We start from the raw sequence: 19,993 nt of genomic DNA, 5'->3' as shown, positions 1-19,993 counted from the left end.
CCCAGGCTGCTTGCTCCTTACTGATTTATTGAATAGTTTTACTTCAAGAATATTCGTTATGTCAACGATTTTACTTCATCGGGGTATTTTATTCTTTTCCTGCTTACCGGCATTTTTACTTTCGTTAACTGCCCAACCGCAAAAAATACAGGATACTGCTGTTGTTAAAAATGAATTGAAAATTCCGGCTGATGTTCAGTTTTACATTGATAGTCTGCATACAAACCTGCAGGCTGCGCCGGGAGGCGCTGAAAAGATCGGTTTATATGGAAAGATATGCTGGGCCTATTTAGGCATACATCAATTAGAAATAGCGAAACAATACGCTGACAGTGTACACCTGTTGTCCCATACATTAAAAGACTCCGCTGGAATCATGAAAGCAGCATATTATTATGGCGTGATAGCAAGATTCAGGGGAAATCATACGGAAGCACTGATGCACCTGGAACCCAATCTTCATTACTACGAAAGAAAAGGCGATTCCGGCCGGGTAGCTGCGGTGCTATATCAAATTGGCATTGTTAACTCGCATTTGGGAGACTATGAAAAAAGCCTGGCAGCCTATTACAGGTTAATGAACATAGAACAAAAGGATGGCAATGACTACAGCGTAGGATATACGCTAAATGCAATTGGCGTCATACTAAAAGAAACAAAAAAATATCCTGATGCGGAGCTGCTGTTCAAAAAAGCTCTGGTTATATACGACACGCTCGATGAAAAAAACGACAAGACATACGTATTAGTGAACCTGGGAAATCTTTATACCGAAACACACCAGTTTGAAAAAGCAAAACAAAATTACCTGCAGGCCCTGCAGATTTACCGGGAAATTGGTAATGAAACTGGTACTGCATTGTCTTTAGCCAACATTGCATTCTTATTCGATAAAATGGCCCGGTATGACAGTGCATTGATTTATCATTTACAGGGTCTCGCAATACGTGAACAGCTTCCCAGTAAAGAAGATCTTTCGAGAAGCCTGATAGGCGTTGGTCTCGGGTATAGCCGGCTAAGGAATTATGATTCGGCAATACATTATTCCCTTAAAGCTCTCTCCCTTGTAAAGGAAATAAGATCAAAGCCAATGTTGAAAGATGTTTATGAAAACCTTGCAGACATAAATGCTTCGCAAGGGAATTTTTCAAAAGCCTACAATTATCATGTATTATATTCAAAGATTACAGATACACTCCTGGGTGAGCAAACAGCGAGGCAGTTGAATGAGCTCCAAACAAAATATGAAACCGCTGAAAAAGACAGGCAAATTCAATTGCTGGCAAAGGAAAAACTGCTACAGGAGCAGGAAACCCAGCGACAGGCTACATTAAAGAAAGGGCTTTTAACCGGATTATTATTATTGGGACTGCTGGTTGTTTTATTGATTTACATATTCCGGCAACGGTTAAAAAATCAAAAATTACTTGCATTAAAAAACAATGAGATCAGGGATGCAGACTATAAGCGACAGATGAGCGAACTGGAAATGAAAGCCCTTCGGGCACAGATCAATCCCCACTTTTTATTCAATTGCATGAATTCGATTAACCGCATGATACTGCAGGGTGAAACGCAAAACGCCTCATCCTACCTTACCAAATTTTCAAAACTGGTACGGCTCATACTGGAAAATGCGGAATCGCCAACGGTTTCACTGGAAAATGAAATGGCTTTGCTGGAATCGTACATCCAACTGGAAGGTCTGCGTTTTAAAGGCAGGATCAATTACAATATCTCCATTGATGAATCCATTGAGCCGGAGAGCACTTATCTTCCCTCCATGGTATTGCAGCCTTTTGTGGAGAATGCCATCTGGCATGGACTGATGCATAAAAAAGAATACGAGAAAAATAATATTTTTATTGGTGTAAAGGAAGATAACGACAGGCTGCTGTGCACTATAGAAGATAACGGTGTAGGAAGGGAAAAAGCGCAGCAACTCAGCGAAAGATCTGTGTTCAGGAAAAAGTCAATGGGTATGAAAATTACCGAAGACCGGCTAAGACTGCTCAACAGGGAAAACCCCGAACAAATAATACGGGTAACAGATATGAAAGATACACATAACAACGCGGTGGGCACGCGTATAGAAATCAATATTCCAGTTTCTGAAAGATGATTACAGCAATTATAATAGATGATGAGCAAGACGGACGGGAAACCATTCAGATGACGCTTGAAAAGTACTGCCCTGAAGTGGCTATCGCGGGAATATATGCCACTCCTGCTGAGGGCATTGCAGGCATCAGGCAACATAAGCCATCACTGGTATTCCTGGATATCCAGATGCCGGAAATGTCGGGCTTTGATGTATTACTGCAACTTTCACCTGTAACTTTTGATGTGATCTTTGTATCGGCTTACGACAGGTATGCCATTAAGGCCATCAAGTTCAGCGCGCTGGATTATCTTCTGAAGCCTATTGACGTAGATGACCTTGTTCATGCTGTTAAAAAAGTAAAAGACCGGTTACAAGGCAAAAACAGCTTTTACCAGTACCAATCCGTGCTGCATAATATTCAGTCGGGATCCGGCAAAATAGAAAAGCTTGCTATCCCTTCCTTAACCGGTATTGATTTTTTTGACACCGCTGACATTATCTATTGCAGGGCCGATGGCAGTTACACTACGCTGTTTCTAAAAAACAAACAAAGCTGCTTGGTATCCAGGAATCTGAAAGATTTTGAAAATATGCTTGCAGATTCGGGATTTTGCCGGGTGCATCATTCGTTTTTGATCAACCTGCGGCATGTACAGAAATATATAAAAGGCGAAGGTGGTTATGTTATACTCACCGGCAATCACCATGTAGATATCTCCCGCCGCAAAAAAGATGAATTCCTTGCCATGCTTGATACGTTTTAAACGCGCTGTAAAAAATTTCTGCAAAAGTTTTCAGCGTTCAAATCCCTAAGCCTGAAACTTATTTGTCTTCCGTCAATTATGATTCCCACTCTCCACTTATAAAACCGCAGCCGCCAGATATGAAAGGATTATTCCTTTCGCTATCCATCCTATGTAGTTTTAAAGTGTGATTCGGCAAACCAATTCATAACCCTGTCTGCCGACAGGCAGGCATTAAAATTATTTACTATGGCAAGTTGTCAAAGCGTGACCTCAAAACTTATTCAAGTGGCAGGTAGCTTCCTGAAGCAATACCAGGAATTTAGAAAACAAGCGGCAAAAATTTATGTAAATACTATAATACCCGGCGAACCAGGCGCGCAAAAGGAACTGAACAAATTAATTGATGCAGCATTCGATCTGCAAACCGACCTCTTAAAATCTTACGGAAAAATTTCCAATGACAGCAATTGGGAAATTGGCGCCAGGGAACTGCTTATCCCTACCAAAAAAGTTGCCGGTTCATTAATTGCTACCGAAAGAACATTTACCATTGCGCCCTCACCATTTGATAAGGTTATTATAACCATCAGAAAAACCGACGGAAAAGCGGGAGCGGAAATAGCGGTTTGTGCCAAGTACAGCAGTGGCGAGCCGTTTAACAAAAAGGAAAAAGAAATCGGGAAAGGAAAAGATTCTATAGGCAACGAAGTAAGATTCGTACTGGCCGACATGGCAGAAAAATTCACCACTATCCACCTTGTACACAAGGGTTTCCCAACCGACAGGTTCAACTATTCTGTTGAAATAGAAGGTGAATTTGAAGAAGACGCCATGAAAGACCTGGCGGGGAAAGGAGCAGGAGCAGTGCGACAGCATTAGACCTCATCGGCTCTGGTTAGTGCTTTTGTTATCAATAAAAAATAATTAACATGAAAAAAATGATTATTACTACAGCCACTGTACTATTAACGGGTATACTCATTTCACTATCCGCATGCAAAAAAGATAAGAATGATGAACCAAATTCAGACTGCAAAACCTGCAAGGCATTAGGCGGATCGGATGAGCAGACCGTTGAAGAAAAAGTTTGCTCCGAGGAGGCGAAAAAAGCCTTTGCCAATCGCTGGGCGGGCAGAGAGATTATGTGTAATTAATTCACGGTTATTACAAACAACGAGGATGAAACAACTATACCTCCGGGCTGTTGCAATTCTTTTGCTATTGCATTTGCCGTTGTACCTTTTATGTCAGCCTCCTGCCAACGACGAATGTATCGGGGCCACTATAATATCAATAGTGACATTTGGATCCTCCTGCGCTGGGTCTGTTAGCGCCAGTACAGCAGGCGCTACGCGATCTGTGCCCGCTCCTTCCTGCACCAGTAGCGAGAATGATGATGATATATGGTACCAGTTTACTGCCACAACTACATCGGTAGTGCTTCGCTTCTCCAATACGATCAATATTGGCACGGGTGGCAGTGCAATTATCGGCTATGCATTATATGAAACAGCCTGTCCTGCAAACAGGAGTGCGCTGCAGTGTAATAATATCGGATCGGCGGGCGCGGGGTTTCAAATCATCGGCGGATTAACAGAGGGCAATACCTATTTTCTCCGGTTCTGGTCAACATTAACCGCGGGAAATGCGGCTACTTTTGATTTTTGCATACAGGAAGCTACCGCACCTGCCAACGATGAATGTGCAAATGCCACTGAAGTTACAACCCGGCCGGTGGGAACCATCTGCAATAGCGGAACCCCAGCCAGTACAATTGGCGCAGGTCCGTCAACACCTGCACTTTCGTGCCCGAATGATTACACTGATGATGATATCTGGTACAGCTTTGCAGCCAATACAAGCGCTATACGCATTAACTTCAGCAACGCAAGATTAGCTACTTCCACATCGGGAAACGGCGCCCTGGGATATGCCTTGTATGATGCAAACTGCGGAACTGGTGCGGCACTTAGCTGTTCCGAAAATATAGGCTCGGGCAGCGGCAGTGAACTGGTTGGCGGGTTGGTTCCCGGCAATCGTTACCTCCTCCGTTTTTTTTCGTATGCCGGCAACAGGTATATAACCTTCGACTTTTGTCTTGTTGATGTTGATCTTCCGATCAATGATGAATGTGTGAATGCCAGTGAGCTCGGCGTAAGTAACAGTTTCTGTACCACACCGCTGCTCACAAGCCTGGCCAATGCCACTACATCGCCGGGATTTGGGCCACCTGCCTGTGCAGAACTGTCGGGCAGCGAAGATGTATGGTATAAAGCAACAGTGCCTGCTTCCGGAAACCTGGTGATACAAACTTCCGTTGCTGACAACAACATTAACGATTTAATTATGGAAGCATACACAGGCAATTGCGAAAGTTTGATTTTACTGACCTGCGATGATGATGGCAATCCTGAACCGGTTATTAATTCGCTACACCCAAGAATTGAATTAACAGGAAGAACGCCGGGTGAAATTATTTTTATCCGCATACTCGGAAAAGGCAGTATCAATTTTGGACCTTTTACGATCTGTGCCTGGGATGCTTCCGTGTTAGCCGCTGTATCAGCCGGTGGCAATTGTATAGCGGGCAACACCATCACCATAAATGCCGCTAGTGGTAATCATTATATGTGGGTGCCGGTATTTGATGCATCGGGCAACATCATTGCCGAGATCAATGCAAATGGCAACGACCTGGGAACGGTCAATACTTCGCTGTTTGTTCATACAGCAGGAACCATAAGACATAATGCAATTACAGGGATATCTTACCTTGACCGTAACGTTGCCATCCGGCCCACCGGAACAGGATCAGCAAAACTGAGAATATACTTTGAGGAAAATGAATTTGCGGCTCTCCGGATCAGATACCCCTCGCTAACCCTGCAACAGCTTGACATACACAAGGATGAAGAAGTTTGCCAGGAAGGTATTCCCGCGACACCGGTATTGATTGAGCACGACAGAATTGAAAATTATAATGGTGACCATTTTATTGAATTTTCCACGGCTTCCTTTTCCAGTTTCTATATCATGCGCATATCCGGTGCATTACCCGTACAGCTTATTTCCTTTACAGCCTCCTGCAAAAACAATACGGTGGTGCTGAAATGGGCTACCGCAACAGAAACCAACAACAAGAAATTTGAAGTGGAAAAAAGCAGTGATGGTACCCTTTTCGAAAAAATCGCTGACATACCCGGCACCGGAAATTCCAACTCGGTTATAAACTATTCTTTCACAGATGAGCAAATCCTCGCCGCTACAGCTTTTTACCGCCTAAAACAGGTTGACAGCGATGGAAAATTTGAGTACAGCAAAGTGGTTCGGGCAGTATGCAACAACGATATGGGCATCAGGGTATTTCCAAACCCGGTTTCAAGCCGGCTGGAGGTAGAAATGGATAGCCGGATCAGTAAAGGGAAATTAATAATAGTTGATGCAGCAGGCAGACAAAGAATGGCCGGGGAGTTTGGTTCATTGCAAAGCGGTAAGATCATTATCAATACCAAAACGCTAGCACCGGGTATATATTTTCTGCGGTTGCAAAGCCCTGAAATATTTATGAGTACACCCGTAAAGTTTATAAAGCGCTAACAGATCTATTGAAATCCTAAAGAGACATCTTCTATGGGCGTCCCTTTATTATTTCAATAAAATAAAAACATCCATTTCCATCATTTTAAATTCCGCTCCACTTCCCCCACCACAAACACACTGCCGCACACCAGCACCAGGTCGGCTTTGTGTGCGCGGCCAAGGGCATTTTGCAAAGCGATATTCACCGAAGGAAAATGATGACCTGTTAACCCGTGTCCGGCGGCAACGGCGGCAAGCTGGTCTTCCGGCATGGCGCGGGGTGTTTGCGCTTTCGTAAAATAATACAACGCTTCTTTAGGAAACAATTGCATTACTTTATTAATCTCCTTATCCTTCACCATTCCAATTACGATATGAAGGTTATGATAATCCGTCAGCTCTAATTGTTCCGCTATCTGCCGTATGCCGTCTTCATTATGCCCTACATCTAACACTACCGTTGGCTGGCGTTGAATAACTTCCCAGCGGCCATGCAGGCCCGTTAGCTTTTTTACATTTCTCAACCCCTTACCTGCGGCTTGCTCCGGGATATGCCAGCCGGCCTTTTTTAACTGGTCTATAGCGGTAAGCGTTGTTACCAGGTTCTTTACCTGGTATATGCCTGGAAGATCGAGGATATAGTTCTGCTTATCATTGTCTGCAGCACGCACTATTTCAACCGAAAGTTCCTCTGCATGGTAGCTGTAGCTATCGGCGTACTTTTCCCTGTTCGCCCAAACCAGCGGCGCTCCTTTTTCAGCAGCTACAGCTTCAAAAACCTTTTCTGTTTGGGGCAATGTTTCTCCTACAACAACCGGTATGCCCGGCTTAATGATCCCGGCTTTTTCAAAAGCGATCTGTTCTATGCTGTTGCCCAGGATATTCATATGATCCATGCCGATATTAGTGATCACCGATAACACGGGCAGTATTACGTTCGTACTGTCTAAACGCCCGCCCAAACCGGTTTCTATAACGGCCACGTCTACCTGCTTATCAGAGAAATACTCAAATGCCATGGCTACGGTTATCTCAAAAAAGGAAGGCTCCATGGTTTCAATGAGCGGCTTTATCTTTTCAGTGAACGTTACCACAAAATCCTCCTCAATCATAACGCCATTCACCCTTATTCTTTCCCTGAAATCTTTTAGATGCGGGGAAGTATATAAACCCGTTGTATATCCCGCTGTTTGCAACACTGCCGCCAGCATATGGCTTACTGAACCTTTCCCGTTGGTTCCGGCAACGTGAATGCTTTTAAAATTGTTCTGCGGATTATTTAGTTCTTTACATAATGCAAAAGTGTTGGTAAGGTCTTTTTTAAGCGCTGCCGCACCCATGCGGCTAAACATGGGAAGCGCGCTGTAAAGAAAGTCAACGGTTGCTTTGTAATTCATAAACTATATGCTGCCGGTATGCAGGAAGCAAAAGTAAGCGGAATAATAAATGAAACGGAAATTTGTGCAATAAAGAAAGGCATACACGGCAGGGTTATCATGTGACCGTGTATACCTTTTTGAAGATATTGGGCTTCAAAAACAGGTATCTTTAGTTCGTTACTTTAAAATTGAAGATGATCGTTCCTCTTTGTTCATCCCCCGCCGCAAACTTTAATTGCCGGGCTTTGCGCAAAGCGATATCTTTCATTGCCGCATTGGATGTGGTTGATCCCCTGGGCTGGTAGGTGGCGGCTGTAACCGCTCCGGAAGCATCAACGGAAAGATCAACGGCCACTTTGGCGTTTTCGTTGAAATCGTCCTGGAATGAAGGCTGACGGATAATTTGCCGGCCTCTTAAATTACCCTGGATAGAATAACCACTGCCACTACCTCCAAAACCATCATAGTTCTTTGAATTGGGATCGCCATTGATCTTGCCTCTGTCGCCAGAGCCCGTGGTGTTTCCTTCGCTGCGGCTGTCATTCCACGAATCGGCATTGTTGCCACCCGTGCCGCTACCATCGCCCCCTTTATAAGTGGCTTTAGGTTTGGGAGGAGCAGGTTTGGGATTTTCAACGATCTGTGGTTTGGTATTGTTTTGTTTTGTTACCGTGGTATTTTCTTTGGTAGGAACATGCGTGCTTTTAGGATTAGATACTTTGGGCTTTGGCACTGTTACATCAGGCGCTTCTTCATCATTGTCGTCTGTTTCAACAGCTCTTACATCCTGAACGGGCGTATTGGCAGCTTTGGGAGGTGTGTTCACTTCCTTTTCTGCTGCAGCAGGCTCACCCGGAATGAGGGGTTGTATATCTCCCGATCCATCATCACTGTTTCCCAGGTTTACTTCCAGTCCTTCCTCAACAGGCGGAGGAATAACAACCGGCACAGACCAGGAAACCAGGAAAAAGAATAATAATAAGGCGCCGGATATCACCCCCGTGATCGTTCCGGCCTTTACATTTTTTGCTTTTTCAAAATCTGACGACATTTTCCTATAATAAATTAGTTATACAAATTTAACTATGTTATTGTTATAATTCTGTGAATTTGATGATAACATTATGGTGGAACAATATTATTATGCCACGTATGCACGAATTATTGCTATACGAATTCGTGCATACGTGGCGTATTAATCAAAATAGCAGATAATCATTATTATTTTATCATATAACAATGTTTGTTATTCAAATCTTACCTGCGCATTAGGATGCACGTAGCCCGTTGAAACAGCAATATAGCTCAGTAATAAAATGCAGAGCAGCACAGCGGCCCACCACTTCAGCACGGTAACAGGCCAGGAGGCGGAAACTGCATTGCCTGCTTCCGGCATTATAGCAGTGGTGCTTTTGCGTAAAAACAGCCCTACTATCACGAGGTTTATCCAGTATAAATGCTGTGAGCTGAATGCCGGCGTTAACCATATAGCGCTCACCACATTACTGATAATAATATACCACGCCAGGTAAACTAAAGTGAGGGTGGTTGCCTTTTTCTGAGATGACGCGCCCTGTAACGCGGGCTTATAATAATAAGTGAGGGCCAGCATACATATTAGCGACATCACCCACATAATTACCTGCCAGTTGAAAGCGAAAGCAGCCGGATCTGCAGCCTGAATGCCCTCTCCGGTTGCGGTCATTGTTTTGGTGTTTACACCTTCAATAAGATTAATGACCGGGAGCAGTATAATTAAAAACAGCCATGCCAGGGTGTTGGATATTTTATGTGATGCAATTGTTTTTGGCCATTTGCTGTTGGAAAAAATGCCATAAGCCATCCCCAGTCCGCCAAAAAAACCTATGGAATATTCCATTACATTCCACCAGTTGAATTTTATACCGGAAGTGTGTCCCATGCGCTGCAGGAAATTACCAAACCCAAAGCCAAAACCGGCGCCCAGTGCGCTGAAAAAGGCCGTACGCAGCGCATAGGTGTAACCGTTACGATACATATACCATCCCAAAGCAAGCGCGGCGCCCATACAGGCAGCCCACAATTCCGACCTCGGTGGCGTCATGAACCATTCCAACTGGAAAATAAAAAAGCCCCAAAATAAATACCCTCCCGCAAACATCTGTGTAAATACTGCCGCCCAGTCTACCTTATGTTCAGGCGTGGTTGATAAAGCCAGTGCCGTTATCCCGCCTCCCAAAAATCCGTACAATGCGCCAATGATTACCAGCATTAATAAGCCGTAGCTTACATTCAGGTAATCCGCGGCATGCCCGTAGCCAACTATTTTTCCATAGCTGATCATACCGCCTGCACCCCATGCAATGGCGCCCAGCACAACAATAACGGGTAAACGATCGTACCAGTCTTTACGGCCCGAAAGCGCTATTACGGTTAATATGCCAATGGCCGCGGCCCAGGTGGCGCCATATTCATGGCCAATTTGTCCGCGGGCAGCCCATGCGGTGCCTAATGCAAGCGCCACAGGCAGCATGCGTTTAAAAAACAATGAAGATGTATGCATCAGTAAGGGTTTAGTAATGCAGAATGGGGAATGTTTTAAACCATTCAAGTTTCAAATTTGAAATTTGAAATCTTAAATTTGAAATTGCTACCTGTCTTTTGCCGCTTTTATCAACGCGTCTTTTGTACCTATCCAGTAAGCGATGTTTTTCCGGTTCCATGTATAGCTTACCGCAATGGTATCGCCATAACTGATCACTGCGGGGTAAGAAAACTCATCTTCTTTATCGCCGCTGTCTATATCTAATATTTTCGGCCAGGTAACGCCGTTATCAAAAGATATGGCTAATGAAAGCGGGGAGCGCGATCCCCAGTTTGCCGTATCGGGGTTATACGCCAGCACTAATGTTCCATCGGGTAGTTTGGTAAGATCAATACCGCTGTTGGGATTGGGTAAACCCGATTTATAACCGGCATTCCAGGTTTTTCCCCCGTCTTCGGAATCGCTGCGGTAGATAGCGCCTTCCGAACTACGAAGCAGCATATGTACTTTATCGGGGGCAGATTCCCAAAGCGTGGGTTGTATTACGCCCTTGCCTTTGAAGTCGTTCCGGTTTAATGCAATATAAGGTGCAGCCGTCCAGCTTTTTCCCTGGTCGGTGCTGATATCTGCAAAAGCATCCCATTTCCCTTCTTCATGTGAAGCGCCCGCTATCCATAACCCTTCAGAGGTTACAATGGGCTTGTTACGCACCGGTCCCCTTCCTCCTTTATCTCCTTTCACCATTTCGGTTGCTTCAGACCATGTTTGCCCGTTATCGTCAGATGTTTTAACCCAGGTTTCCCAGGAAGGGATCTTTTTACCTACTTTAAAGTATAAAAATATTTTTCCTTCAGGCGCCTGGAAGAGTACCGGGTTCCAGTGTGCATCTTCCCGTATTTTAGCTACTTCAACAGGTTCCGACCAGCTACCGGGATTTCCCTTTACCAGCCATATCCCTACATCATCGGTTCCCTCTTTTTGTCCGCCAAACCACGCGGCCATAAATTCTCCGTTTTGCAAATGCAGGATGGTAGATGCATGGCACTCCGCGAAAGGAGCCGGAGTGGTAAAAAAATAACCCTTTACAAAAGAAGTATCACCGGCAGGCATATCTTTGTTTTCGGTTTCTGTATGCTGTTGCGGCCCGGAGCAGGAACACAAAATACCAATACACAAAGCGGCTAGTAATCTATAATACATGTCGGATTTAGATTTGAGGTTAGGAATTATAATTTATGGTTTGTGGTTTATGGTTTGTAGTTTATGGTTGCATTTCGCTTCGAATTTTGGATTTTCTTCTTCGGATTTGTATTTGAATTTATTTGTTATTTGTAATTTGGTTCTTGGTGCTTTGTATTTTATTCCTCAGGCCACATCTTCATACGCCACTTCCTTTATGTCTAATTTTTCGTACCACGTTTTAAGCGTATCTAAGATGGAATGCAAAACGGCTTTTTCTTTGGGCGTAGGCTCCAGCGCATGGGCTCTGCTGATGCCGTGAATAGGCAAGCCTCTTAAATGCAGGAAAAATTTAGCGCTCATAGGATAAGCCACATGGATCAACGGATCTACCCGTGCCAATTCACGCTGCAGCCATGCTACTTCTTCCTGCTTAGACGGGTCATTAACATGCTCACATAACCAAACCAGCACCTCCGGGTAAAAATTACCCGCTATGGCCGACAGCCCTGCTGCACCTGCTTTCATGGAAGAAACGCCATTGGGAGTATGCGCATCGAAAAACTGCATAGGCGTACCTTTGATCACCTCCAGCTTTGCCTTTACCTGCGCTTCATCACAGCAGGTATCTTTATGATAAAACATGCGGTTGGTTGACACGAGTGTTTTTAACACTTCCGGCGTTACCACTCTTTTATATGGCGCGGGGCATTCATATAATCCCAGGCGGATATTGCCCGTTAATGACAGCATTTTATCGAACCGTTGCAGCAAAATATCATCTCCTTCATCTATCGCCGCATAATGCCCTGTAATAAGCACTACAGAATCAATACCGGTATCAAATATTTTTTTAGTGAACTCCGCTTTATCTTCTATCGTTAAGCCAAACGAGCCCGTAGCCACCACGGGAACACGGCCGTTAACATGCTCCACCACGGCCCGGGTAAGCGCCAGGCGCTCATCATCGCTGATACTGTACATTTCACTGGAAAGGCAATTGGCGAATAATCCTTTTACGCCCGCGGCAAGATAAAAATCTACCAATACCTTCACCATATCAAAATCCAGTTTCGCCTCTGGTGTAAAAGGCGTTATCATTACAGGAACAAATTTCTTTGACATAAATTTGCTTTGGTTTTTTCAAATACTTGTTGAATAATATAAATCTGCAAAACAGGTATAAAAGAAAGCAGTTCCCTGCTACCTGCTTTTATTGCTTCTCCGCTATAAATACTGTAATGTATAGAGCCTTTACCTGTAGGCTCATACTCATCTCCCTTTCACTTTCGTTAATAACAGACCTACCAGGAATATGGTTAAAGTGCCTACTACTACGATCATGTTCACGTGGAACGGGCTTTTAAGATGCTCCCATTGTTCGGGGAAATACTTGGATAGCGACATCCATAAAATAACTAAAATGCCAACGATTGTTCCCGTAACGGCTTCCGCATTTCGGGCTTTTTTTGCGATCATACCTAATAAAAACAAGCCCAGCATACCGCCAGACAAAATACCGGCCAGCTCCCACCACATATCCAAAATGCTTTTTACACCAATTAATGCGATACCGAATACGATGGATAATATACCGGTAAAAGCAGTAACGGTATAAAGAATGATCATTTCTTTTTTAGGCCCCGGATTGGGGTTGATATACCGCTGGTAGATATCCTTTAAAAATACAGTAGCCGAGCTGTTCATCCCGCTGCTTATGGTACTCATTGCGGCGCTCAGGATAGCGGCAATGATCAATCCCACCAATCCCTTGGGCACTTTCAGCACCATAAAATAAGGCAATATTTTATCTCCGTAATCAGCCGGTGTGAGGGTATTGATATCTACATTTTTTTCGGCGGCCACCTGTTGCTTTACCACATCCAGTAATTCGGGATGCTGGCTGAAATACGCATACAATGCCGTGCCTATAATAAAAAACAGCAGCGATACGGGAAGGTACCAGTATACACAGAGCCAAACGCTTCTTGCTGCTTCTTTTTGACTGCGCGCGGTATGGTAACGCTGCACATAGTTCTGATCCATACCAAAATTATTCAGGTTGATAAAAAAACCATACAAAAAAACAACCCAGAAAGTGGAAGAGCTAAAATCCGTAAGAGAAAAGCTGCCCAAACCAAACTTTTCATCCGCCACACCGATCCTGTATATCTCTCCTACGCCTCCTTTCATTTCGTATAGTATAATACCCAGCACAATTAAAGCGCCCACTGTTTTAATGATCCCCTGTACCACTTCCGTCCATATCACGGCTTCCATTCCTCCCAATACGGTATAGATGATAATGCAAACTCCGGTAACCACCATAATGGTTTTCATATCAACACCGGTTAGCGCCTGCAGCGTGAGGGCGATACCAAAAAAGATAGAGCCCATGCGGGCCAACTGGGTAAGTATAAAACAAACCATAGCATAGGTTCGGGCCCATGCGCCAAATCTCTTTTCAAGGTGTGTATAGGCGCTCACTTCGCCGTGGGTACGGTAAAAGGGCACAAAAAACCGGGTGGCAAAATATGCTGCAAAAGGCATAGACAAACTAAATACAAGCGAATTCCAGTTACTGCCAAAGGCTTTGCCCGGAACACCCAGAAAGGTATTGCTGCTTAAAAAAGTAGCATATAGTGATATTCCCAGCGCCCAACCCGGTATAGTACCCGAAGCTGTAGTAAATTGTTTGGTGTTTTTGTTTTTCCTTGAAAAATATACACCAACCAGTACCATACTGAGGAGATATACCAGGATTACTATCAGATCAATCAGGGGTAAGTGCTGCATGTTTCAGATCAGTGCGTTTAGTTGCGGGTTTCGGTCAAAGATTATTCAAATTTAAAAAGCGGCCAATGTTAATTGTTATAAAAAGAATAGCACAAATTATTATTGCCCTCTAAATTAATCCTACTTTTAAACCTTCTAAAATTGTCTGAATATAGTGAATATTGCAATAAAACAAGCGGCACGCAGCATGGAAGCAACGGCTCAAACGCACTGGGTTTTACCTGCACGTTTAAGAAGCAAATTAGATGATCATCCCATCGGAAAAAACCTGTACATTACCGAAATAGCTTTTTACCCGGAACAAAGCACTCTTGAAAAAGAGGTAATGAAAAACAATCCCGATCATGTATTGATTTATTGCGTAAGCGGCATTGGGTGGTATAAGGTTAATAATAAAAAACTATCACTGAAAGCCAATCATTTTGCCCTGCTGCCCCGGAAAACCTATTTCCAGTTGGGTGTGGAGCCTTCGGATCAATGGAGCCTCTATTTTGTAAAATTTAACGGGGCCATTGGCGAGGCTATGTATACTTACCTGCTGCGGGATAAAAATAATAAAAATCAAACTACCCCGCCATTAGTAGGACGGATAGCACAATTCCAGGACATTATGCACCATCTTGACCTGATGGACAATATGGAAAACCTGCTATACGCCAATTTCCGGTTCTATAGCTTTCTCGGCACTTTCCGGCTCACGGTTTTCAACTATATGAAAAAGGGAGTGGATAATATTATTGAGCGCTGTATTCTTATTATGAAGCAGCATCTTCATAAAAATCTTACCCTTGATGAGCTGGCCAAAGAAGCCTGTGTATCTGCCTCCTATCTTTCGGCCCTGTTCCGGCAAAAAACACATTACTCCCCCATCCAGCTTTTCACTTCGCTGAAAATACAAAGGGCCAGTCAGATGCTGCGGTCAACAAAAACACCCATCAAGCAGATCGCTGAAGAAATGGGTTACACCGACCAATACAGCTTTTCCAGATCATTCAAACAGATCATGGGCACTTCACCCAAGCAGTTTAGAGAAAATAAATAGGTTGCAGGTTGCAGGGAATATCCGTTGTGGCAATTAGCAATCAAATTTTGCATCAGGTGGTGTCTGCTAATGACAGGCTATGTACTCTTCTTTTCACTTCTCTCACCTCCCTTTTGGTTGCCTTTCCCTTCGGGCTTCAGGTTTACGCACTTCGGATTTCGGATTTTCTTCTTCGGATTTGGTATTTGAATTTATTTGTGATTTGTGATTTGGTTCTTGGCGCTTTCCTTCTCATACTTAACTTTGCCGCATGGAACAATTTTTAAAGGAACTGTTCGCTGGTCAGTCCTATAATGAGAAAAGCTTTTTTCTTATTGCCGGCCCCTGCGTTGTAGAAAGCGAGGAACTGGTAATGGAAGTAGCGGAAAAAGTATCCGGCATTTGCAAAAACCTCGGCATTCCTTACATTTTTAAAGCCTCTTACCGGAAAGCCAACCGCACCAGCGCTTCTTCGTTTACGGGTATAGGTGATAATAACGCGCTGGCGCTGGTGAAGAAAACGGGTGAAAAATTCGGACTGCCTACTACCTCCGATATACATGCCCACGATGAAGCGGCGCCTGCTGCACAATACATAGATGTGCTGCAGATCCCTGCTTTTTTATGCCGCCAAACCGATCTGCTGGTGGCAGCAGCGGAAACAGGCAGGGTGGTGAATGTAAAAAAGGGACAGTTTTTAAGCGGCCCCGCTATGCAATTTGCTGTAGAAAAAATAAGGAAGGCGGGAAACAATAAAATTATACTAACGGAAAGGGGTACCACTTTCGGCTACCAGGACCTGGTAGTGGATTACCGCAATATTCCCTGGATGCAGGCACACGGCGTACCAGTGGTTATGGATTGCACCCATTCGCTGCAACAGCCCAATCAAACCAGCGGTGTTACTGGAGGCAATCCTCAACTCATAGCTACTATTGCAAAAGCAGCTATAGCAACCGGCGCTGAGGGATTATTTATAGAAACCCATCCCAACCCGGCCATCGCCAAAAGCGACGGCGCCAATATGCTGAAGTTAGATCTACTGGAACCGCTTTTACAAAAATTGCTGAAGATAAAAGAGGCGGTGTAGGGAGTTCCAGGTTTCAGATTACAGGGAAGATTATTATTGGAACTAAACTTATCCTGTGACTTATACCTTACACCTTACACCTTATACCCTATACCTGTATCCTGCAACTTGTGACTTGCAACCTGTAACCAAACATAAACTTCCAAACTACAAACCACAAACTTTCTGCTATCACTGGTCCTCCGGTTTCTTACAGCAGGTAGGCAACGCTTTATAGGAATCCTCATTGGCTTTTACATCCCCTGCATCATAACCTGCGTTGGCGATCCCTGTTTTTACATTTTCAATGTTCGTTCTGTCGGGAAGATAGGTTATCGTTGTTTCCTTACGCTTATAATTTACATTCACTTTGGCAATGCCATCCTCATGCTTCATATAGTTTTCTATATTCTTTTTGCACTGTTCACATTGTACGGTAGGAGTAGCAATTTTAACCGTTACAGGCTTCTTGGGCTGCGCCACGGCAGACCATGCCACACCACAAATTAAGGTAACAAGCAGCGCAAATTTTTTCATGGTAAGATTTTTTATGATTAAAGAAGTTATTTATGCCGGAATTATTTCTGAAAAGGTAGCGCTTTATTGTAAAAGAAATTGTTAATGCATATTACATCTTCACATTTGCCACATTTTACCAGCGGTCTGACGCTCCTCTCATCGCGTACCGGCCGCCTGTTTCCTCATTCCCACATTTCTCACATTCTCATATTTCCCACATCCCTTAACCCTCCCAATTCGCCGGATCCTGCCGCCAGCTTAATAATGTGGCTTCTTCAGCTGCACCTATTATTCCTTTTTCCAGCGCGAGGGTTATCAGCGTTTGATAGTTGGTTAACGATTTAAGCACCACACCGGCTTCTGCAAAAGCCTGCACCGCCACATCAAATCCATAAGTAAAAATAGAAACCATACCTTCTACTTCAAGCCCCTGCTCTTTAAGCACGCTGCATACCTGCAGACTGCTTTTACCGGTAGAAATCAGGTCTTCCACCACCACCACTCTTTTACCGGGTTCAACATAACCTTCTACCTGGTTGCCTAATCCGTGCTCTTTAGGCCTGGGGCGAACATATATATACGGCAGCTTTAGCTGGTCGGCAGCCATAGCACCCCATGCAATACCGGCAGTAGCCACGCCGGCCAGCATATCGGCGTCAGGAAAGCTTTCGAATATGACATTACAGAGCTCCGATTTCACAAAGTCGCGGATATAGGGAAAAGACAGTGTTTTGCGGTTATCGCAATAAATAGGACTTTTCCAGCCCGATGCCCATGTAAATGGTTGTTGCGGATTCAGCCGGATAGCATTAATTTGTAAAAGCTTTTCAGCTACTGCTTTTTCGTTTGTCATGGCGCGAAAATAATAAAAATTGAATGGTATGGTTCTGAAAATATACTTTGGCGATAAGCCCGTTTTTATTTGTGATGAGATAACCCCTGCTATAGAAATATACAGGCATCACCCGGATACCATTTTTATAGATGAAATGTCAAATCCAGCCGTTAATGCATTATTGCATGAAATAGCAAAGCCGGGGTTTCACGCAGGCATACTTTTTACTGCAAATATGGAACAATCAAAAAAAATGTTCCGCAAGCATTTTACGGTGATACAGGCCGCCGGGGGTTTGATAGAAAATGAAAAGAACGAAATACTGATGATTTACAGGAGAGGGAAATGGGACCTTCCTAAAGGCAAATTAGATGAAGGAGAAACGCTGGAGGAATGCGCGGTGAGGGAAGTAAAGGAAGAAACCGGGCTACAAAAAGTGCAGCTCAAAAAATTCATACTAATCACCTTCCATACCTATACTGAATTTGGCAGGCATATATTAAAAGAATCGCACTGGTACAGCATGAAAGCCGCGTCATCGCAGGCCCTGAAGCCTCAAACAGAAGAAGATATACAGCAGATTGAATGGGTAAAGCCCGCTGCACTGGGCGAAAAGCTAAGCAATACTTTTCCATCTATTAAAGATGTGATGGAGATTTTCGTCCCGCCTGGGTCTTCGCCGGGTGAGTGAGAAGCGTGAGACTCCAGCGAATCGTTCAGCGCCAGGGTTTCATAGCTGGCCCACAACGGCTGGTGATGAAAACCCCGGCGCGAATCAAATTAGGGTTGCATATCAAATAAAAATAGCTCTATATTAGTGTACGTTAACTGAACTCTTAACCCAAGATACTTCAACGTGACTAAAGTAGAAAATTATTTCGGAAACAATAAGGAGACATATGCTGTGGTTTTTAGCTTTCTGGCTCTCTCACTCAGTATTGGTAGTTTTTACCAAAGTTGTAAAAATATAGAATACGTAAAGAAGCAATTTGAATATAGCCAACTTGCAGGTTGGCAGTTCGAAAGACTATATTCAAGCAATAATGTTGACCTTGTTTCACTTACTCTAAAAAGCCGATTAACTGAAATTACTGTAAAAAGAATGGTAGTGTTTCCGCCGTCTGATTTTAAAGAAAATGATTCTTTTGAAATTATTGGAGATACTTGGGTTACCTATGCTTTCTTAACAAAACTAAACAAAACAATCTCTTCTTACTATAACATCCCAGAGTTGAACCCATATATGAACTATAGTCGGATGACAAGGTATCCGGTTGCTGTCAAAATCGAGTATTGGCAAAACAACGAAAGTAAAATTTCTACGTGCTTGTTTATGCTTCACTTAAGGATTTTCAACAAAGAAAAAATAAAAGTTTTTAATATTGAACCTATCAGCGTTCTTGAATCCTTAGATGACAAAGCTATTGTAGCACGAGTTGATGAATTGAATAAAAATGCTGGTATATTGGCAGATATACTCTCGATTAAATCATATCCTGATATTTATAATGAAGCAGGAATTATCCTTGAACTATCAAGAGTTGGGGTGGCGCATCGGATCAGGGTATTAGACAAAGATTTGAAGTTTGAGAGGATTGATACAGCATATTTTCCCAAATTTACAACTGACTTTGCAAAAAGAGACAGTTTAATTGCTGCTTTAAATTTACTTACAAATAATTTGAATATTTTTTCGGAAAGAATAAAGAACAGTATCATAAACGCATCTGACTTTATTGAAACTCATCCTCTTATAGAAGATTCCGAGGATGTAAATTCATATGTGATTAACAGCAGTTGGCGGTCAAAAAGAACATATTATGGATGGCTTAAAATCGTTTGGGAGTTACAGAAGCTCTTTTGTTTTGAACTTGATAGTAAATATAAACTTACCAATTGCGATACTTCCGCTTTAGATCGAAGTTATAAAGAGTATATAAAGTCATTAAACATAACTGAAATCAAGTAACGTTTACCCTCTCCACTCTCACCTTCTGGCGCAGGTAGCCGTGGTGTTGTGTAATAGCCAACCTGATGCCTGAGCGTTACTTGTTTTGCAATAATGATAGATATAAGTTTATAGCCGGGCTCATACGCTACTTGCTTAAGAAATATTAAGATAAGTAGAAACACGGCAACAGGTCTGGCCCGGCACAAAGCAATGCTACCAAACCTGCGCCAGTGTGGTATATAAAAAACTAACCAAAGGTCTGGATGATGTTGTCAATTACGAAATACAGCT

17 protein-coding genes are annotated in these 19,993 nt (G+C 43.4%); 9 read left to right on the top strand and 8 right to left on the bottom strand.

The window, feature by feature from the left end; genetic code table 11:
- Nucleotides 1-58 precede the first annotated feature (58 nt).
- The 5 genes from PLE34_RS15365 to PLE34_RS15345 all read left to right on the top strand — a co-directional run bounded on the left by PLE34_RS15365 (nucleotide 59) and on the right by PLE34_RS15345 (nucleotide 6,447).
- Nucleotides 59-2,122, top strand: a complete 2,064-nt coding sequence (locus tag PLE34_RS15365) for a tetratricopeptide repeat-containing sensor histidine kinase (RefSeq protein WP_324558374.1) — start codon at nucleotides 59-61, stop codon at nucleotides 2,120-2,122.
- Complete coding sequence (locus PLE34_RS15360; RefSeq protein ID WP_324558373.1) at nucleotides 2,119-2,868, top strand: LytR/AlgR family response regulator transcription factor; 750 nt, start codon at nucleotides 2,119-2,121, stop codon at nucleotides 2,866-2,868. The genes PLE34_RS15365 and PLE34_RS15360 overlap by 4 nt, the downstream gene beginning before the upstream one ends.
- A gap of 228 nt (nucleotides 2,869-3,096) precedes the next feature.
- A complete protein-coding gene (locus PLE34_RS15355; protein ID WP_324558371.1) occupies nucleotides 3,097-3,729 on the top strand; it encodes a hypothetical protein in 633 nt (210 codons plus the stop codon).
- Nucleotides 3,730-3,779: 50 nt separating this feature from the next.
- Entirely contained in the window at nucleotides 3,780-4,004 is a 225-nt protein-coding gene (locus PLE34_RS15350; protein WP_324558370.1) for a hypothetical protein, read from the top strand.
- A 25-nt stretch (nucleotides 4,005-4,029) separates the two neighbouring features.
- Nucleotides 4,030-6,447, top strand: a complete 2,418-nt coding sequence (locus tag PLE34_RS15345; protein ID WP_324558368.1) for a T9SS type A sorting domain-containing protein — start codon at nucleotides 4,030-4,032, stop codon at nucleotides 6,445-6,447.
- An 80-nt stretch (nucleotides 6,448-6,527) separates the two neighbouring features.
- On the opposite strand, the gene PLE34_RS15340 is transcribed toward PLE34_RS15345, so the two are convergent.
- The 6 genes from PLE34_RS15340 to PLE34_RS15315 all read right to left on the bottom strand — a co-directional run bounded on the left by PLE34_RS15340 (nucleotide 6,528) and on the right by PLE34_RS15315 (nucleotide 14,307).
- Nucleotides 6,528-7,826, bottom strand: coding sequence for a bifunctional folylpolyglutamate synthase/dihydrofolate synthase (locus tag PLE34_RS15340; RefSeq protein ID WP_324558366.1), 1,299 nt, complete (start codon nucleotides 7,824-7,826; stop codon nucleotides 6,528-6,530).
- 151 nt (nucleotides 7,827-7,977) lie between these two features.
- Nucleotides 7,978-8,859: a hypothetical protein gene (locus PLE34_RS15335; protein ID WP_324558365.1), complete on the bottom strand. Its 882-nt coding sequence runs from the start codon at nucleotides 8,857-8,859 to the stop codon at nucleotides 7,978-7,980.
- Between the two features lie 195 nt (nucleotides 8,860-9,054).
- A complete protein-coding gene (locus tag PLE34_RS15330; RefSeq protein ID WP_324558364.1) occupies nucleotides 9,055-10,350 on the bottom strand; it encodes a hypothetical protein in 1,296 nt (431 codons plus the stop codon).
- A gap of 87 nt (nucleotides 10,351-10,437) precedes the next feature.
- Nucleotides 10,438-11,532, bottom strand: coding sequence for a sialidase family protein (locus PLE34_RS15325; protein ID WP_324558362.1), 1,095 nt, complete (start codon nucleotides 11,530-11,532; stop codon nucleotides 10,438-10,440).
- Between the two features lie 165 nt (nucleotides 11,533-11,697).
- Nucleotides 11,698-12,636, bottom strand: coding sequence for a dihydrodipicolinate synthase family protein (locus tag PLE34_RS15320; RefSeq protein WP_324558360.1), 939 nt, complete (start codon nucleotides 12,634-12,636; stop codon nucleotides 11,698-11,700).
- A 147-nt stretch (nucleotides 12,637-12,783) separates the two neighbouring features.
- Nucleotides 12,784-14,307: a sodium:solute symporter family protein gene (locus PLE34_RS15315; protein WP_324558359.1), complete on the bottom strand. Its 1,524-nt coding sequence runs from the start codon at nucleotides 14,305-14,307 to the stop codon at nucleotides 12,784-12,786.
- Nucleotides 14,308-14,461: 154 nt separating this feature from the next.
- Between PLE34_RS15315 and PLE34_RS15310 the strand changes: the two genes are divergently transcribed.
- A complete protein-coding gene (locus PLE34_RS15310) occupies nucleotides 14,462-15,349 on the top strand; it encodes an AraC family transcriptional regulator (RefSeq protein WP_324558357.1) in 888 nt (295 codons plus the stop codon).
- A 250-nt stretch (nucleotides 15,350-15,599) separates the two neighbouring features.
- A complete protein-coding gene (kdsA, locus tag PLE34_RS15305; protein ID WP_324558355.1) occupies nucleotides 15,600-16,418 on the top strand; it encodes a 3-deoxy-8-phosphooctulonate synthase in 819 nt (272 codons plus the stop codon).
- A 171-nt stretch (nucleotides 16,419-16,589) separates the two neighbouring features.
- Here the strand turns inward: kdsA and PLE34_RS15300 are convergent, their stop codons facing one another.
- Together PLE34_RS15300 and pyrE are read right to left on the bottom strand one after the other, a co-directional pair.
- On the bottom strand, nucleotides 16,590-16,934 hold the full coding sequence (locus PLE34_RS15300) for a heavy-metal-associated domain-containing protein (protein WP_324558353.1): 345 nt from the start codon (nucleotides 16,932-16,934) through the stop codon (nucleotides 16,590-16,592).
- Nucleotides 16,935-17,139: 205 nt separating this feature from the next.
- Nucleotides 17,140-17,769: an orotate phosphoribosyltransferase gene (gene pyrE / locus PLE34_RS15295; protein WP_324558352.1), complete on the bottom strand. Its 630-nt coding sequence runs from the start codon at nucleotides 17,767-17,769 to the stop codon at nucleotides 17,140-17,142.
- Nucleotides 17,770-17,797: 28 nt separating this feature from the next.
- Here pyrE and PLE34_RS15290 point away from each other — a divergent pair, with 28 nt between their 5' ends.
- Complete coding sequence (locus PLE34_RS15290; RefSeq protein WP_324558350.1) at nucleotides 17,798-18,442, top strand: NUDIX hydrolase; 645 nt, start codon at nucleotides 17,798-17,800, stop codon at nucleotides 18,440-18,442.
- A 165-nt stretch (nucleotides 18,443-18,607) separates the two neighbouring features.
- Nucleotides 18,608-19,720: a hypothetical protein gene (locus PLE34_RS15285; RefSeq protein ID WP_324558348.1), complete on the top strand. Its 1,113-nt coding sequence runs from the start codon at nucleotides 18,608-18,610 to the stop codon at nucleotides 19,718-19,720.
- Nucleotides 19,721-19,993: the final 273 nt, after the last annotated feature.

Origin of the sequence: Agriterribacter sp. (genome assembly GCF_035445465.1) — a bacterium.
Lineage (GTDB): Bacteria > Bacteroidota > Bacteroidia > Chitinophagales > Chitinophagaceae > Agriterribacter.
The sequence above is the reverse complement of the archived record's forward strand: the minus strand, read 5'-3'. Positions and strand labels throughout refer to the sequence as shown.

What these genes read in the sequence shown, in the direction of transcription:
- PLE34_RS15350 (WP_324558370.1), top strand. Translation starts at nt 3,780, where the DNA reads ATGAAAAAAATGATTATTACTACAGCCACTGTACTATTAACGGGTATA.
- PLE34_RS15325 (WP_324558362.1), bottom strand. Translation starts at nt 11,532, where the DNA reads ATGTATTATAGATTACTAGCCGCTTTGTGTATTGGTATTTTGTGTTCC.
- PLE34_RS15335 (WP_324558365.1), bottom strand. Translation starts at nt 8,859, where the DNA reads ATGTCGTCAGATTTTGAAAAAGCAAAAAATGTAAAGGCCGGAACGATC.
- PLE34_RS15340 (WP_324558366.1), bottom strand. Translation starts at nt 7,826, where the DNA reads ATGAATTACAAAGCAACCGTTGACTTTCTTTACAGCGCGCTTCCCATG.
- PLE34_RS15290 (WP_324558350.1), top strand. Translation starts at nt 17,798, where the DNA reads ATGGTTCTGAAAATATACTTTGGCGATAAGCCCGTTTTTATTTGTGAT.
- PLE34_RS15320 (WP_324558360.1), bottom strand. Translation starts at nt 12,636, where the DNA reads ATGTCAAAGAAATTTGTTCCTGTAATGATAACGCCTTTTACACCAGAG.
- PLE34_RS15345 (WP_324558368.1), top strand. Translation starts at nt 4,030, where the DNA reads ATGAAACAACTATACCTCCGGGCTGTTGCAATTCTTTTGCTATTGCAT.
- kdsA (WP_324558355.1), top strand. Translation starts at nt 15,600, where the DNA reads ATGGAACAATTTTTAAAGGAACTGTTCGCTGGTCAGTCCTATAATGAG.
- PLE34_RS15355 (WP_324558371.1), top strand. Translation starts at nt 3,097, where the DNA reads ATGGCAAGTTGTCAAAGCGTGACCTCAAAACTTATTCAAGTGGCAGGT.
- PLE34_RS15300 (WP_324558353.1), bottom strand. Translation starts at nt 16,934, where the DNA reads ATGAAAAAATTTGCGCTGCTTGTTACCTTAATTTGTGGTGTGGCATGG.
- PLE34_RS15315 (WP_324558359.1), bottom strand. Translation starts at nt 14,307, where the DNA reads ATGCAGCACTTACCCCTGATTGATCTGATAGTAATCCTGGTATATCTC.
- PLE34_RS15365 (WP_324558374.1), top strand. Translation starts at nt 59, where the DNA reads ATGTCAACGATTTTACTTCATCGGGGTATTTTATTCTTTTCCTGCTTA.
- PLE34_RS15330 (WP_324558364.1), bottom strand. Translation starts at nt 10,350, where the DNA reads ATGCATACATCTTCATTGTTTTTTAAACGCATGCTGCCTGTGGCGCTT.
- pyrE (WP_324558352.1), bottom strand. Translation starts at nt 17,769, where the DNA reads ATGACAAACGAAAAAGCAGTAGCTGAAAAGCTTTTACAAATTAATGCT.
- PLE34_RS15360 (WP_324558373.1), top strand. Translation starts at nt 2,119, where the DNA reads ATGATTACAGCAATTATAATAGATGATGAGCAAGACGGACGGGAAACC.